Origin of the sequence: Sinorhizobium fredii (assembly GCF_002944405.1) — a bacterium.
Taxonomy (GTDB): domain Bacteria; phylum Pseudomonadota; class Alphaproteobacteria; order Rhizobiales; family Rhizobiaceae; genus Sinorhizobium; species Sinorhizobium fredii_C.
In genome coordinates, this window is sequence record NZ_CP024310.1 from 72,270 (window position 1) to 86,081 (window position 13,812).

11 protein-coding genes are annotated in these 13,812 nt (G+C 62.7%); 8 read left to right on the forward strand and 3 right to left on the reverse strand.

Features of this window, described 5'->3' with window-relative positions:
- Window positions 1-150: 150 nt before the first annotated feature.
- On the reverse strand, window positions 151-1,425 hold the full coding sequence (locus tag NXT3_RS23945) for an ABC transporter substrate-binding protein (protein ID WP_104840723.1): 1,275 nt from the start codon (window positions 1,423-1,425) through the stop codon (window positions 151-153).
- A gap of 183 nt (window positions 1,426-1,608) precedes the next feature.
- On the opposite strand from NXT3_RS23945, the gene NXT3_RS23950 reads away from it, so the two are divergent.
- Entirely contained in the window at window positions 1,609-1,857 is a 249-nt protein-coding gene (locus NXT3_RS23950; protein ID WP_097540324.1) for a plasmid stabilization protein, read from the forward strand.
- Complete coding sequence (locus tag NXT3_RS23955; protein ID WP_104840724.1) at window positions 1,854-2,267, forward strand: type II toxin-antitoxin system VapC family toxin; 414 nt, start codon at window positions 1,854-1,856, stop codon at window positions 2,265-2,267. Before NXT3_RS23950 ends, NXT3_RS23955 begins: the two co-directional genes overlap by 4 nt.
- On the opposite strand, the gene NXT3_RS23960 is transcribed toward NXT3_RS23955, so the two are convergent.
- Window positions 2,264-3,310: a LacI family DNA-binding transcriptional regulator gene (locus tag NXT3_RS23960; protein ID WP_097540326.1), complete on the reverse strand. Its 1,047-nt coding sequence runs from the start codon at window positions 3,308-3,310 to the stop codon at window positions 2,264-2,266. The two genes, NXT3_RS23955 and NXT3_RS23960, sit on opposite strands and share 4 nt — an antisense overlap.
- Before the next feature lie 68 nt (window positions 3,311-3,378).
- Entirely contained in the window at window positions 3,379-4,314 is a 936-nt protein-coding gene (locus NXT3_RS23965; RefSeq protein ID WP_104840725.1) for an AraC family transcriptional regulator, read from the reverse strand.
- A 196-nt stretch (window positions 4,315-4,510) separates the two neighbouring features.
- Between NXT3_RS23965 and NXT3_RS23970 the strand changes: the two genes are divergently transcribed.
- From NXT3_RS23970 to NXT3_RS23995, 6 genes are all read left to right on the forward strand, one after another.
- Window positions 4,511-5,983, forward strand: coding sequence for an alpha-glucosidase/alpha-galactosidase (locus tag NXT3_RS23970; RefSeq protein WP_104840726.1), 1,473 nt, complete (start codon window positions 4,511-4,513; stop codon window positions 5,981-5,983).
- 304 nt (window positions 5,984-6,287) lie between these two features.
- Window positions 6,288-8,369, forward strand: a complete 2,082-nt coding sequence (locus tag NXT3_RS23975; protein ID WP_104840727.1) for an ABC transporter substrate-binding protein — start codon at window positions 6,288-6,290, stop codon at window positions 8,367-8,369.
- A gap of 114 nt (window positions 8,370-8,483) precedes the next feature.
- Complete coding sequence (locus tag NXT3_RS23980) at window positions 8,484-9,497, forward strand: ABC transporter permease (protein ID WP_037421567.1); 1,014 nt, start codon at window positions 8,484-8,486, stop codon at window positions 9,495-9,497.
- Entirely contained in the window at window positions 9,494-10,621 is a 1,128-nt protein-coding gene (locus NXT3_RS23985) for an ABC transporter permease (RefSeq protein WP_097526999.1), read from the forward strand. Before NXT3_RS23980 ends, NXT3_RS23985 begins: the two co-directional genes overlap by 4 nt.
- An 11-nt stretch (window positions 10,622-10,632) precedes the next feature.
- Entirely contained in the window at window positions 10,633-12,303 is a 1,671-nt protein-coding gene (locus NXT3_RS23990) for an ABC transporter ATP-binding protein (RefSeq protein ID WP_097527000.1), read from the forward strand.
- 22 nt (window positions 12,304-12,325) lie between these two features.
- Window positions 12,326-13,699 carry an alpha-glucosidase/alpha-galactosidase gene (locus NXT3_RS23995; RefSeq protein WP_104840728.1) on the forward strand — a complete coding sequence of 458 codons (1,374 nt, stop codon included), beginning with the start codon at window positions 12,326-12,328 and terminating at the stop codon, window positions 13,697-13,699.
- The last annotated feature ends 113 nt before the right edge of the window (window positions 13,700-13,812 follow it).

The following is a 13,812-nucleotide window of genomic DNA, read 5'->3' on the forward strand; positions in this document are numbered from 1 at the left end:
CCACGGCCTACTGTAGAGCGGCAGGCCCTGCATGTTTCCTTCAATCGTGCCGATGTAAGGATAAAACATGAAGCAATTCAAAGAGCTACAGCGTCCTTTGTGCGTCTGATAAGACGCACGGCGCTGTATGCCCCCTGCTCGCTTTCCCGGCTACTGGATGTGCCCGGCGACTTCGGCGTCGATCGCCTTCAGTGCTTCGTCTACCGGCATGCCCTGGGTCAGCGCCGGCAGCTGCGCCGTGACGGCGAGATCCGCCTCGTTGGTGAAGACGCCGTAGTTCACCGACGGCACCTTGGCGAGCCAATCGGAAAAGTTCTGCCAGACCTTCTCGCCGCCGAAGAAGGGATCGGCCGCCTCGTAGGCCGGGCCGCTACGGGCTGCGAGCAGCGAGCCGACGGCGCCGCGGTCCTGGAGGATCTTCTGGTAGAAATCGATGTCCTTGCCGTAGATTTCGTTGAGGAAATCGATCGCCTCGGCCTTTTCCGCGGAGCTTTCGAGCACGTACCAGCTCGATCCGCCGAGGTTCGAGGCATGCGTCGCGCCCTCGATCGACAGGGCCGGGATCGGAGCGACGCCCCATTTGCCAGCCTGGTCCGGCTGCGCCTTGACAGTGCCGGTGATCCACACCCCGGTGACGACGGTGGCGACGTCGCCCGAGGTGAAGGTGCCGACCCAGTCGGACCAGCCGTTCGCCGGCTTGTAGATATTGGCCGACATGATCTTGCCGACCGTCTCGAGCGCCGCCTTAAGCGCCGCGTTGCCGGTGATGTTCGGCTTGCCTTCCTTGTCGAAATACCATTGGCCGGCCGATTGCGTGATGATCCGGACGAGACCGGCATCGTTCGGGTCGAGACCCATCATCTTCTTGCCGGTCTTCGCCTCGATTTCCTTGCCGATCTCGATGAACCGATCCCAGGTGATGTTCTGCATATCTTCCGGCTTGAAACCGGCCTGCTCGAGATAGTCCTTGCGGTAATAGAGGCCGGTGACGCCCGAATCGAAGGGCATGCCGTAGACCTGGCCGTCGACGGTCATCGCCTCCACCTTGTAGGGAGCGAAACCGGAATAGTCGACGGTGCCGGAGAGGGCCGCAAAGGCGCCGGGGAAGGATTGCAGGTATTTCTGCGCGCCGTAGTCCTCGATCAGCACAATGTCTGGCAAGGCGGCGGCGGTGCCGGAGGCAAGGCCGGTCTGTAGCTTCTGCTCGACGTCGGTCTTGGCGAAATCGACGACGTTGAAGGTGACGTCCGGATGCGTCTTGGTATAGCGAGCGCCGGCTTCCTTCATGATCGCGACGTTGAAGTTCGGATCCCAGCACCAGATGGTGATTTCCTTCGCCTCGGCGGCGGTGACCGCGAGCAAGCTGGCGCTTGCGAGCGCAAGAGCGGCGATCCGCGACAGATGGCCGCGCGCGAAAATATCCATGAATTTCCTCCCTCAAGGTTCGTTCCCCGAGACAGTTCCTCCCTGTCTCCGGAGGCGGAGTATTTCCTAAAATCGAGAGCGATGCAAGATTTTCAGTAAATATTTACTTCGAAGATTTGAAGTGCCTAAGAGGTGCTTGTCTAAGACACCAAGGCAGCACCTGCCATCTTGATGGGAGGTGCGATGGCCGCTCCGCAGCTTTCGGTACGCAGTGCAAAGGCGCGTGATCTGGCGCACCGCCTCGCACGCCGAGAAAACCGCTCGATCGCCGACATTGTCGAGCGTGCTCTCGAATTATATGAAATCAGAGAGGCGGGCCGAGAGCCTGCAGGTGCCTTCTATGCGCGCTTGTCCAAGAACTACGGTAGAGACCTCGACCTCGAGGCCGTGATCAAGGACGGGCGCAAGCCTCACACGGGTCTCGAGCTTTGATCCTCGTAGACACAAACGTCATCTCGGAAACGCTGCGCAAAACCCCCTCCGAGGCGGTGATCGCCTGGCTCGTCCGCTACGATGCGGAGTTGGCTCTCCCGACCGTGACGATCGCCGAAATCGCCTGCGGCATTCAAAAGATAATGCCGGATCAACGCGCTGAGCGCCTGCAGCAAGGCCTCGCCGACTGGCGGCAGCGCTTCGCCGACCGGATATTCGGCCTGACGGAGGAGGCGGCAATGGCCTACGGCGAGATCATGGGTACGGCGTCGAGGCAAGGTCGCGTTATGTCCGCGCCTGACGGGTTGATCGCCGCTATCGCCAGGGTGAATGGCGGCCGCTTGGTGACGCGCAATCTCGCGAATTTTGCGACGACCGGACTGGATCTGATTTCCCCCTGGGACTTTTAGAGCGCGCCGACCGCCATCCGGGCCTCGACCGGCGCCGGCGTGCTGCCGCGCCAGACGATCTCGGTGCCGAGGACCACCTTCTTGGCGACCTCACGTCCGGACAGCCGCTCGAGGAGCAGGTCGACGGCGGTTTCGCCGATCAGTTCGGCCGGAATCTTGACGGTGGTCAGCGGCGGCCCGAGGAACTGCGCCACCGGAATATCGTTGAAACTCGCGACCGCCACATCCTCGGGGATTCTCAGGCCCATCTCGTGAATGGCTCGGTAGGCGCCGAGCGCCATGTTGTCGTTGCAGGTGATCAGCACCTTCGGCGGGTTGGGGTTCGATAGCATCGCCCTGGCGAGCCCATAGCCGCTGTCGGGTGTCATCCGTTCGACGAGGCACAGATCCGGATCGTAGAGCCCGGCTTTGGTCATCCACTCGATATAGGTGCGGCAGCGACGCTCAGAATAAATGTTCTCAGGCTCGTGAAACGCGTCGATCCAGCCGATGAAACCGATCCGGCGATAGCCCATGGCGTGCACCGCGCCGAGCAGCCGGGTCATGGACATCGCGACGTCGCTCAGGACGCTGTCGTCGGTGTCGCCCGCCGGCGCGTAGTCGGCAAAGACGAGATGGCGGCTGTGGCGGCGCAGCCATTCGAGCGCCTCGCCATAGTAGTGGCCGACGGCAACAACGCCGGAGGCCGCCTCAAGGATCGCCGCTTCCGGAGGGCTTCCCGTGTGGACGATCTTGACGATCTCGCTTTTAAGGGCCTGGCAGCGGCTCTCGATGCCGAGCCGCACGCCGACATAATAGGGGTCGGCCAGTTCCTGGGCCGGTTCGAGGAAATGCACGAGCGCAATCTTCAACCCGACGCCGAAGCCTTGAGCGGCTGCCCGGCTGCGGTTGCGCGGCGTCGCATAGTTCAGCGCTTCGGCGGTTTCGATGATCGCCTGTCGTTTCCGGGTGGAGATCGACAAGGTCGGATCGTAGTTCAGGACCCGCGACACGGTCGCCGACGACACGCCAACGGCCGCCGCGATTTCCTTGATTGTCACCATTCTATTACGTCCCGCCAGTCAGCCGCGTCTTTGCACATCTTGTTTAGTAAAATTTTATCGCGGAGATTTCAATCGCAAGCAGCAGCGAGCGTCGTCACCTGCCCACTTGTCTTCTGGGTTTTGGCGGGCACGCTCGCATACATGCCGGTGGTGCGGAACTCGGTCGGGCTCGCGCCGAAGACGCGCCGGAAGACCTTGGCGAAGTAATTGGGGTCGTCGAAGCCGGAGAGGATGGCCACCTCCTTGACCGGCAGGTCGGCGGTCTTGGTCAGCAGCTTCACTGCCCTTTGCAGCCGCTTCTGCAGCACGAATTCGGCGGGCGGCATGCCTTCGCTTGCCGCGAAGACGCGCGAGAAATGGGCGCGGCTCAAGCCGGAGACGCGGGCGAGTTCCTCTACTGGCAGCGGCTTTTCGAGGTTCGCCATGATGTGATCGATGACGTGATGCATCGTCCGGTATTCCTCGCTGAAGACCGGATGCGAGCCGAACACGTCGTCATAGAGCGCCATTGCCGCCTCATAGGCGATCGCCGAGGCGCGGCCGGGTGTCTCGCCGCCGGTGATCAGGCGCAGGCTGCAGTCGGCGAGGTGCTCGATGGTCTCCGGCTGCAGCTTCAGGACCGGCCCGGTGACCGTTAGGATGGAACGATGGATGCGCAATGCCTCCTCGCCGTTCATCGAGATCCAGAAGAATTCCCAACGCCCCCCGTCCTCCAGCCAGTAGCGGTGATTGTGCGGCACCAGCAGGAGCAGCGTTTCGCCCTCCCGCACGCGATAGGTGCGGTTTTCGTAGCGCAAGTTTCCGGCGCCGCCGATCGTGTGCTGCAGCACCGTGAACGGCGTCTGGCCACGCTTTCGGCCATCCCAGTCGTAGCTGCCGTCGGTCCTGGTCTCGTAGCCGGTGCTCGTCGGCATGGTGTGCAGGCTCTGCCTTCCCCGCGGCAGCGAAACGGTCCGCATCACCGGCCCCCGGACGATCAACTGCTGCAGCACAGAATTACCCATGAAAGCACAATCCCTCTCTAGTCGCGCTTCGGATTATACACATAATGGCCACAGATCGCGCAAGACGCCAGGGCAACCGGCGTTCGAAGAAGGGTTTTCGGTGAGGACGGCCCGCTGATCGCGGTTGAATCAATTCGATGAATTGATTTTACCCTTATTGCGCGAAGATCGCCATTGCGAGGAGGCATAAACGAAAATGGGCAGCTTCAAGATCGCCATTATCGGAGCCGGCAGCGTCGGTTTCACCAAGAAGCTTTTCACCGACATCCTGTCCGTGCCGGAGCTCCGCGACGTCGAGTTCGCCTTGACGGATCTGAGCGAGCACAACCTCGGCATGATCAAGACGATCCTCGACCGGATCGTCGAAGCGAACCGACTGCCGACGAGGGTCACCGCAACCACCGATCGTCGCAAGGCGCTGGAAGGCGCCCGCTACATCATCAGCTGCGTCCGGGTCGGCGGGCTCGAGGCCTATGCGGACGATATCCGCATTCCTCTGAAATACGGCGTCGACCAATGCGTCGGCGACACGATCTGTGCCGGCGGCATCCTCTACGGCCAGCGCAACATTCCGGTGATCCTCGACTTCTGCAAGGACATCCGCGAGGTGGCCGAGCCGGGCGCCAAGTTTCTGAACTATGCCAACCCGATGGCGATGAACACCTGGGCGGCGATCGAATACGGCAAGGTCGATACCGTCGGCCTCTGCCACGGCGTCCAGCACGGCGCCGAGCAGATTACCGAAATCCTCGGCGCCAAGGAGGGCGAACTCGACTATGTCTGCTCCGGCATCAATCACCAGACCTGGTTCATCGACGTTCGTTTGAACGGCCGCAAGATCGGCAAGGACGAGCTCGTCGCCGCCTTCGAGGCGCATCCGGTCTTCTCCAAGCAGGAAAAGCTCAGGATCGACGTGTTGAAGCGCTTCGGCGTCTATTCGACGGAAAGCAACGGCCATCTCTCCGAATACCTGCCCTGGTACCGCAAGCGTCCGGACGAGATCACCAGATGGATCGACATGTCGGACTGGATCCACGGCGAGACCGGCGGCTATCTTCGCTATTCGACCGAGACCCGCAACTGGTTCGAGACCGAATATCCCCGCTTCCTCGAGGAGGCAGGCAAGCCGCTCGATACGGTCAAGCGCTCGAACGAACATGCAAGCCATATCCTGGAAGCGCTCGAGACGGGTCGTGTCTATCGCGGCCATTTCAACGTCAAGAACAACGGCGTGATTACCAATCTGCCTGCCGATGCGATCATCGAATCTCCTGGCTTCGTCGATCGTTTCGGCATTAACATGGTGTCCGGCATCACGCTGCCCGAGGCCTGTGCCGCCACCTGCATCTCGTCGATCAATGTCCAGCGCATGTCCGTCCATGCGGCGATCACCGGCGACATCGATCTTCTGAAGCTGGCGGTGCTGCACGACCCGCTGGTCGGCGCGATCTGCACGCCGGAGGAGGTCTGGCAGATGGTCGACGAAATGGTCGTCGCCCAGGCTGAGTGGCTGCCTCAATACGCCCATGCCGTCGAGGCGGCAAAGGATCGGCTTGCCCGGTCGACGGTGAAGACCCGCGAGTGGACGGGTGCCGCCCGGCGCGAGGTGCGCTCCATCGAGGAAATCCGCGCCGAGAAGGAAGCCGCGAAGCTGCGCGCCGCCGGGTAGGCGTCGGAGACTTGAATGATGGTGACAGCGGCCATCTCTGGCTTGTGGACGCCCCTCACCCTAACCCTCTCCTAGGCGAGGAGAGGGGGACCTGATCCGGCGCCGCGACTCTCCTTCGCCCCGCCTGCGGGGAGAAGGTGGCCGGCAGGCCGGATGAGGGGCGATCCCGGACCGAAACCGGTAACCAGCGGCCCTATTGAAATAACGCCCCGAGCACATCCGCGTGAGGAGACGCGGTGCACGTGGCCAAGGAGGAGCGCCACCCGTCCCGGCGTGGCGAACACAGGAGGGAGAACCTGAGGCAATGAAAACGCATCGACTGACAACAACGGCAAGCCTGTTGATCGGCATATCCGCCTTCGCCGTGCAGGCCATCGCATCCGAACCGACCGTGGTGCCCGAGCAGCCGCCCGTGCCGGCGCAGGGCAAGATTACCTATGTGGCGCGCGACTCCATTCTCGAGTTCAAGGCTTTGCCCGAATACAAAGAGCCGGAATGGGTAACCGAGAAATTCGTCAAGACCGGCAAGCTGCCGCCCGTCGCCGAGCGCCTGCCGAAGGAGCCGATGGTCTTCAAGGCCGGCAACATGCCGGACGGCACGGGCGTCTATGGCGACGTCATGCGCCACGTCATCGGCGGCCGTCCCGAGGGCTGGAACTACAGCGCCGGCCAGACCCAGGGCTGGGGCGGCATCGACATCGGCATGTCGGAATGCCTGACGCGCACCGCGCCGCTTTACCAGGTGGAAGCCAGCGACGTCGAGCCGCTGCCGAACCTCGCCAGAAGCTGGGAGTGGTCTGAGGATGGCCACAAGCTTACCATGCACCTGATCGAAGGTGCGAAATGGTCGGACGGCGATCCCTTTGACGCCGACGACGTGATGTTCTACTGGGATGACAATGTCGTCGATCCGAATGTATCGCCGCTGAACGGCGCGACGCCCGAGACCTTCGGCGAAGGAACGACGCTCAAGAAAATCGACCAGTACACGGTCGAATGGACCTTCAAGGATGCCTTCCCGCGCCAGCATCTCTACGCCATGGCCTATGGCACCTTCTGCCCCGGCCCGTCGCATATCCTGAAGACGAAGCATCCGAAATATGCCGGCACGACCTACGACCAGTACAAGAACGGCTTCCCGCCGGAATATATGAACATTCCGGTGATGGGCGCCTGGGTCCCGGTCGCCTACCGGCCGGACGACATCATCGTGCTGCGCCGAAATCCCTACTATTGGAAGGTCGACGAGGCCGGCAACCAGCTACCCTATCTCAACGAAGTGCACTACAAGCTGTCGACCTGGGCCGACCGCGACGTGCAGGCGATCGCTGGATCCGGCGATTTCTCCAACCTAGAGCAGCCGGAAAACTTCGTCGAATCGCTGAAGCGCGCCGCAGATGAAAAGGCACCGGCTCGGCTCGCCTTCGGCCCCCGTGTCATCGGCTACAATCTGCGCATGAACTACTCGGCCAATGGCTGGGGAGAACCGGACGAACGTGCCCAGGCGGTCCGCGAACTCAACCGTAACCTGGATTTCCGCAAGGCCGTCACCATGGCGGTTGATCGCAAGAAGCTCGGCGAAGCGCTGGTGAAGGGCCCCTTCACGGCGATCTATCCGGGCGGGCTTTCCTCCGGCACGAGCTTCTATGACCGGAACTCGACCATTTACTATCCTTTCGACCTCGAAGGCGCCAAGGCGCTCCTCGAAAAGGTCGGTCTCAAGGACACGGACGGTAACGGCTTCGTCAACTTCCCTGAAGGCACCGCCGGCGGCGCCGACGTGCAGATCGTGATGCTCGTCAACTCCGACTACGGCACCGACCGCAACCTTGCGGAAGGCCTGATCGGCCAGATGGAGCAGCTCGGGCTCAAGGTGGTCCTGAACTCGGTCGACGGCACCAAGCGTGACGCGACACAGTATGCGGGCAAATTCGACTGGCTGATCCGCCGCAACGACCAGGAGCTGACCTCCGTCGTGCAGAACACGACGCAGCTCGCTCCGACCGGCCCGCGCACCAGCTGGCACCACCGCGCGCCGGAAAGCGGCAAGGTCGACCTGATGCCCTACGAGCAGGAACTCGTCGACATCGTCAACAAGTTCATCGCGAGCAACGACAACGAGGCGCGCGCCGATCTGATGAAGCAGTTCCAGAAGGTCTCGACGGAGAATGTCGATACCGTCGGGCTCACCGAATATCCGGGGGCGCTGATCATCAACAAGCGGTTCTCGAACATTCCTCCTGGCGCGCCGATCTTCATGTTCAACTGGGCCGAGGACACGATCATCCGCGAGCGGGTCTTCGTACCGGCCGACAAGCAGGGCGACTACGAGCTCTATGCCGAGCAGCTTCCCGGCAAGCCCGGCGAAAGCGGCCCGAGCAACTGAACGTGATCGTCTCTCCCGGCCCTGACCTTATGGGCCGGGAGGATAGCCCTTCACTCCCTGGCGTGGCCGGCCGTGCCGGCACCGCCAATGGAAAACCGACAGAAGGAAACGGCCATGTTCAGATTTCTGCTGGTCCGCGTCGCCTCTGCCATTCCGGTGCTGTTCGTCCTGAGCGTGGTGACCTTCGCCATCATCCAGGCGCCACCCGGCGACTATAGCGACTATATCCGCTCGCAGCTGATCAACCAGGGCGGCGCCTCCTTCGAAGAAGCCGACGCCCAGGCGCAGGCCTATCGCAAGGAGCACGGCCTCGATAAGCCGCTGCCGCTCCAATACGTCAACTGGGTGACCGGTATCGTGACGCGCGGCGATTTCGGCCACAGCCTCTACTACAACAAGCCGGTTGCCGACGTCGTCGGCGAGCGCCTGCCGCGCACGCTAGCGCTGGCGCTCGTCTGCCACATTCTTGCGTCGGTGATCGGCATCGGCTTCGGCATTCTCGCCGCGACGAGGCAATATTCATGGGTCGACAGCCTGCTTTCGACCGTCTCCTTCCTCGGCATGACGGTGCCGCGCTTCCTAATGGCGCTGATCATCGTCTATATCCTCGTCTTCCATTTCAATGTGAGCGAGATCAACAGCTTCCATTCGGCCCGCTATGGCGGCGCGCCCTGGTCCTGGGACAAGTTCGTCGACCTGGTGAAGCATGTCTGGCCGGTCGTGGCGATCGCCACCTTCGGCGGGCTCGCCTACAACATGCGCGTCATGCGCGGCAACCTGCTCGACACGCTGAACGCGCAATATGTCGAGACGGCCCGCGCGAAAGGCCTGAGCGAAGGCGCCGTCGTCATGCGGCACGCCGTTCCGAACGCGCTGCATCCGCTCATCATGTATCAGGGCGTCGTGCTTCCCTACATGCTGACCGGCGAGATCGAGACGGCGATCATCTTCGCGCTGCCGACCGTCGGGCCGGCGATCGTCGGCTCCATGTGGGTGGGCGACGTCTATGTTACCGCGACCTTCATGCTGGTGCTCTCGGCAACGCTGATCGTCGGCAACATCATCGCCGACATGCTGCTCGCCGCGCTCGATCCGCGCGTGCGCATGGGAGGAGGGGCCTACGCATGACCATCGAAGCCCACAGCACCGTACCGGTCGCCATGCACCCGGAGGAAAAGCATCACCACGAGAGCTATACCGCCCTCGTCTGGCGGCGGCTGAAGCGCTCCTGGACCGGCCTGCTCGGCCTGATCCTCGTCAGCCTGCTGGTCCTCATGGCGATCTTTGCCGATTTCCTGTCGCCGGTCGATCCGAAGGCGACCGGGGTCGCCTTCGCGCCGCCGCAGGCGATCAGCTTCCGCGACAAGGACGGCAACTTCGTTTTCCCGCCGAGGAGCTATCCACTTCGGGAGGGGGAAGAGCTCGACCCGATCACCTTTCAGCCGATGATCGGTCCCGACTACGACAATCCGCAGCTCCTCGGCTTCTTTGTGAAGGGCGCCCCCTACAGGCTCTTCGGGCTGATTCCGGCCGAGCGCCATCTCTTCGGCGCCGTCGACGGCACGCCGGTGCATCTGCTTGGCACCGACAAGTTCGGCCGCGACGTGCTGTCGCGCATCCTCTACGGCTCGCGCATTTCGCTGATCATCGCGCTGACGGTGGTCTCGATCGTCACCGTGGTCGGCACCACGGTCGGCATGGTGTCGGGCTATTTCGGCGGGCGTTTCGATGCCTGGGTGCAGCGCTTCGTCGAGCTGGTGCTAGCCTTCCCGCAACTGCCGCTCTATCTGGCGCTCGCCTCGCTGATCCCGGTGACGGCACCGACCAATGTCTTCCTCGCCTTCGTCATTATCGTCATGTCGGCGCTCGGCTGGGCGCAGATGTCGCGCGAGGTGCGCGGCAAGACGCTGGCTCTGGCACGGATCGACTATGTGCGGGCGGCGATCGCCATCGGCGCAACCGACCGGCGGATCATCTTCCAGCACATTTTCCCGAACGTGATGAGCCATGTGATCGTCGCCGTGACGCTCGCCATTCCGCAGGTGGTGCTGCTCGAGTCCTTTCTCGGCTTCCTCGGCTTTGCGGTCAAGCCGCCGCTCATTTCCTGGGGGCTGATGCTGCAGGACACGGCGAACTACTCGGCGATCGGCTCCTATCCGTGGATCCTCTCGCCCGTCGCCTTCGTGCTCGTCACCGTCTTCGCCTTTAATGCGCTCGGCGACGGCCTGCGCGACGCAATCGACCCCTATTGAGGAGCACGCCGATGGCAACAGTCGAAACCATTGTGCCGGCACCGGAAGAACGGCGCGACCGCCATACCAAGGACGCGCGGCCGGTCATCGATGCCCGCAAGGTGGCCGTCACCTTCAAGGTCGAGAACGGCACGGTCGAGGCGGTGAAGGACGTCTCCTTCCAGCTCTATCGAGGCGAGACGGTGGCGATCGTCGGGGAATCCGGTTCGGGCAAGTCGGTGACGGCGCGCACCATCATGGGGCTTCTTTCCAAGCGCGCCACGATCGCCTCGCATTCGCGCATCGACTATGACGGCAAGGACGTGCTGAAATTCTCGAAGCGGCAGCGCCGGGCGCTGCGCGGCGACCGCATCTCGATGATCTTCCAGGAGCCGATGAGCTCGCTAAACCCGGTCTATACGATCGGCAGCCAGATCATCGAAGCGATCCGGGCGCATCGCCGCATGAGCCGCCGCGCCGCCGCCGAGCGGGCGCTCGAACTGCTGCGCCACGTGCAGATCCCCGACCCGGAGGCGCGGCTCAACCAGTATCCGCACCAGCTTTCCGGCGGCCAGCGCCAGCGCGTGATGATCGCCATGGCGCTTGCCAACGATCCGGATGTCTTGATCGCCGACGAGCCGACGACGGCGCTCGACGTTACCGTGCAGGCGCAGATCCTCAACCTGATCCGCAAGCTGCAGCAGGAACTCGGCATGGCGGTGATCCTCATCACCCACGATCTGACGGTGGTCAGGCAATTCTCCGACTATGTCTATGTGATGCAGCTCGGCGAGGTGAAGGAGCACAACACCACGGAGGCGCTCTTCGCCAACCCGCAGCATGCCTATACGCGGCGGCTGCTTGCCTCGGAGCCGACGGGATCGGCCAAGCCGCTGCCGGACAATGCGCCGATCATGCTCGACGGGCGGAACGTTCGAGTCTCCTTCATGCTGAAGAAGGGCGGCTTCTTCAAGCCGGAGCTGAAGGAGCTGGTCGCGGTCGACAGCCTCAGCCTCAATTTGCGACGGCACGAGACGCTCGGCCTCGTCGGGGAGTCGGGCTCCGGCAAGACGACCTTTGGCCAGGCGCTGATCCGGCTGATCAACACCGACGGCGGCGAGATCTATTTCGACGGTCAGCCGATCCACGGCAAGAACCGCAAGGGCATGCGGCCGCTGCGTTCGCGCATCCAGATCGTCTTCCAGGACCCCTTCGCCTCGCTCAATCCGCGCATGTCGATCGGCCAGATCATCGAGGAAGGACTCATCGTCAACGGCCTCGGCGAGAATCGCAGGGATAGGCTTGCGCGTGTCCAGGACGCGCTCGTCAGCGCCGGCATGCCCCCCAACATCCTGTCGCGCTTCCCGCACGAATTTTCCGGCGGCCAGCGCCAGCGCATCGCGATTGCCCGGGCGATCGCGCTCGAGCCGGAATTCATCCTGCTTGACGAACCGACTTCTGCTCTCGACCTCTCGGTGCAGGCCCAGATCATCGAGCTCCTGCGCAAGCTGCAGGACGAGCGGGGCTTGAGCTATCTCTTCATCTCCCACGACCTGAAGGTCGTGCGCGCGCTCTGCCACCGGGTGGTGGTCATGCAGCACGGCAAGATCGTCGAGGAGGGGCCGGTGAACGAAATTCTTTCCAATCCCAAGACTGCCTATACGGAGCGGCTCGTCAGAGCCGCCTTCGAAGTGGCCGCGTGACTTTCAAGAACAGAGGCTTTCCATGACCAGACAACCCAAGATCACCTTCATCGGCGCCGGCTCGACCGTCTTCATGAAGAACATCATCGGCGACGTATTGCAGCGGCCGGCGCTTTCTGCCGCGACCATCGGGCTGATGGATTTGAATCCGGAACGCCTTGCCGAAAGCGAGATCGTGGCCGGCAAGCTGGTGCGCACCCTCGGCGTCAAGGCGAAGATCGAAACCTATTCCAACCAGCTGAAGGCGCTCGAAGGGGCCGATTTCGTCGTCGTCGCCTTCCAGATCGGCGGCTACGAGCCCTGCACGGTCACCGATTTCGAGGTGCCGAAGAAATACGGGCTGCGCCAGACGATCGCCGACACGCTCGGCGTCGGCGGCATCATGCGCGGGCTTCGAACCGTGCCGCATCTGTGGAAGATCTGCGAGGACATGCTTGCCGTCTGCCCGGAGGCGATCCTCTTGCAATATGTCAACCCGATGGCGATCAACACCTGGGCGATCGCCGAAAAATACCCGACGATCAAGCAGGTCGGCCTCTGCCATTCAGTGCAGGGAACGGCGTTCGAGCTTGCCCGCGACCTGGACATTCCGCTGGACGAAATCCGCTATCGTGCCGCCGGCATCAACCACATGGCGTTTTATCTCAAGTTCGAGCATCGCCAGAAGGACGGCAGCTATCGCGACCTCTATCCGGAGCTGATCCGCGGCTATCGCGAAGGCCGTTTCCCGAAACCCAGCCATTGGAACCCGCGCTGCCCCAACAAGGTGCGCTACGAGATGCTGACCCGGCTCGGCTATTTCGTCACCGAGAGCTCGGAGCACTTCGCCGAATACACGCCCTATTTCATCAAGGACGGCCGCCCCGACCTCATTGAGAAATTCGGCATTCCGCTCGACGAATATCCGAAGCGCTGCATCGAGCAGATCGAGCGCTGGAAAGGCCAGGCTGCCGCCTTCAAGGAGGCCGAGACGATCGAGGTGGCCGAAAGCCACGAATACGCCTCGTCGATAATGAACTCGGTCTGGACCGGCGAGCCTTCGGTGATCTACGGCAACCTCAGGAACAACGGCTGCATCACCTCGCTGCCGGAGAACTGCGCCGCGGAGGTGCCGTGCCTGGTGGACGCCTCCGGCATCCAGCCGACCTATATCGGCGCGCTGGCGCCGCAGCTCACCGCGTTGATCCGCACCAACATCAACGTCCAGGAGCTGACTGTCCAGGCGCTCATCACCGAGAACCGTGAACATCTCTACCATGCGGCGATGATGGATCCGCATACGGCGGCCGAGCTCGACCTCGACCAGATCTGGTCACTCGTCGACGATCTGCTCGTCGCCCATCGCGACTGGATCCCGGAATGGGCGCGCATTCCGAAAAAAGTAGCGGCCGCCTGATTTCTTTCTCCCGGTCAGGCGACCAGATGGCCCCGGAACGCCCGGCGTTCCGGGGCTTTTCTTCGCGTGTGGCAAGTCCGGCAACGCCGGAACCGATCGGCCGCTCGACGGTT

Bases quoted from the DNA above. Each gene is read 5' to 3' on its own strand.
- NXT3_RS23945 (WP_104840723.1), bottom strand. From the start codon at position 1,425: ATGGATATTTTCGCGCGCGGCCATCTGTCGCGGATCGCCGCTCTTGCG.
- NXT3_RS23950 (WP_097540324.1), top strand. From the start codon at position 1,609: ATGGCCGCTCCGCAGCTTTCGGTACGCAGTGCAAAGGCGCGTGATCTG.
- NXT3_RS23960 (WP_097540326.1), bottom strand. From the start codon at position 3,310: ATGGTGACAATCAAGGAAATCGCGGCGGCCGTTGGCGTGTCGTCGGCG.
- NXT3_RS23965 (WP_104840725.1), bottom strand. From the start codon at position 4,314: ATGGGTAATTCTGTGCTGCAGCAGTTGATCGTCCGGGGGCCGGTGATG.
- NXT3_RS23970 (WP_104840726.1), top strand. From the start codon at position 4,511: ATGGGCAGCTTCAAGATCGCCATTATCGGAGCCGGCAGCGTCGGTTTC.
- NXT3_RS23975 (WP_104840727.1), top strand. From the start codon at position 6,288: ATGAAAACGCATCGACTGACAACAACGGCAAGCCTGTTGATCGGCATA.
- NXT3_RS23980 (WP_037421567.1), top strand. From the start codon at position 8,484: ATGTTCAGATTTCTGCTGGTCCGCGTCGCCTCTGCCATTCCGGTGCTG.
- NXT3_RS23985 (WP_097526999.1), top strand. From the start codon at position 9,494: ATGACCATCGAAGCCCACAGCACCGTACCGGTCGCCATGCACCCGGAG.
- NXT3_RS23990 (WP_097527000.1), top strand. From the start codon at position 10,633: ATGGCAACAGTCGAAACCATTGTGCCGGCACCGGAAGAACGGCGCGAC.
- NXT3_RS23995 (WP_104840728.1), top strand. From the start codon at position 12,326: ATGACCAGACAACCCAAGATCACCTTCATCGGCGCCGGCTCGACCGTC.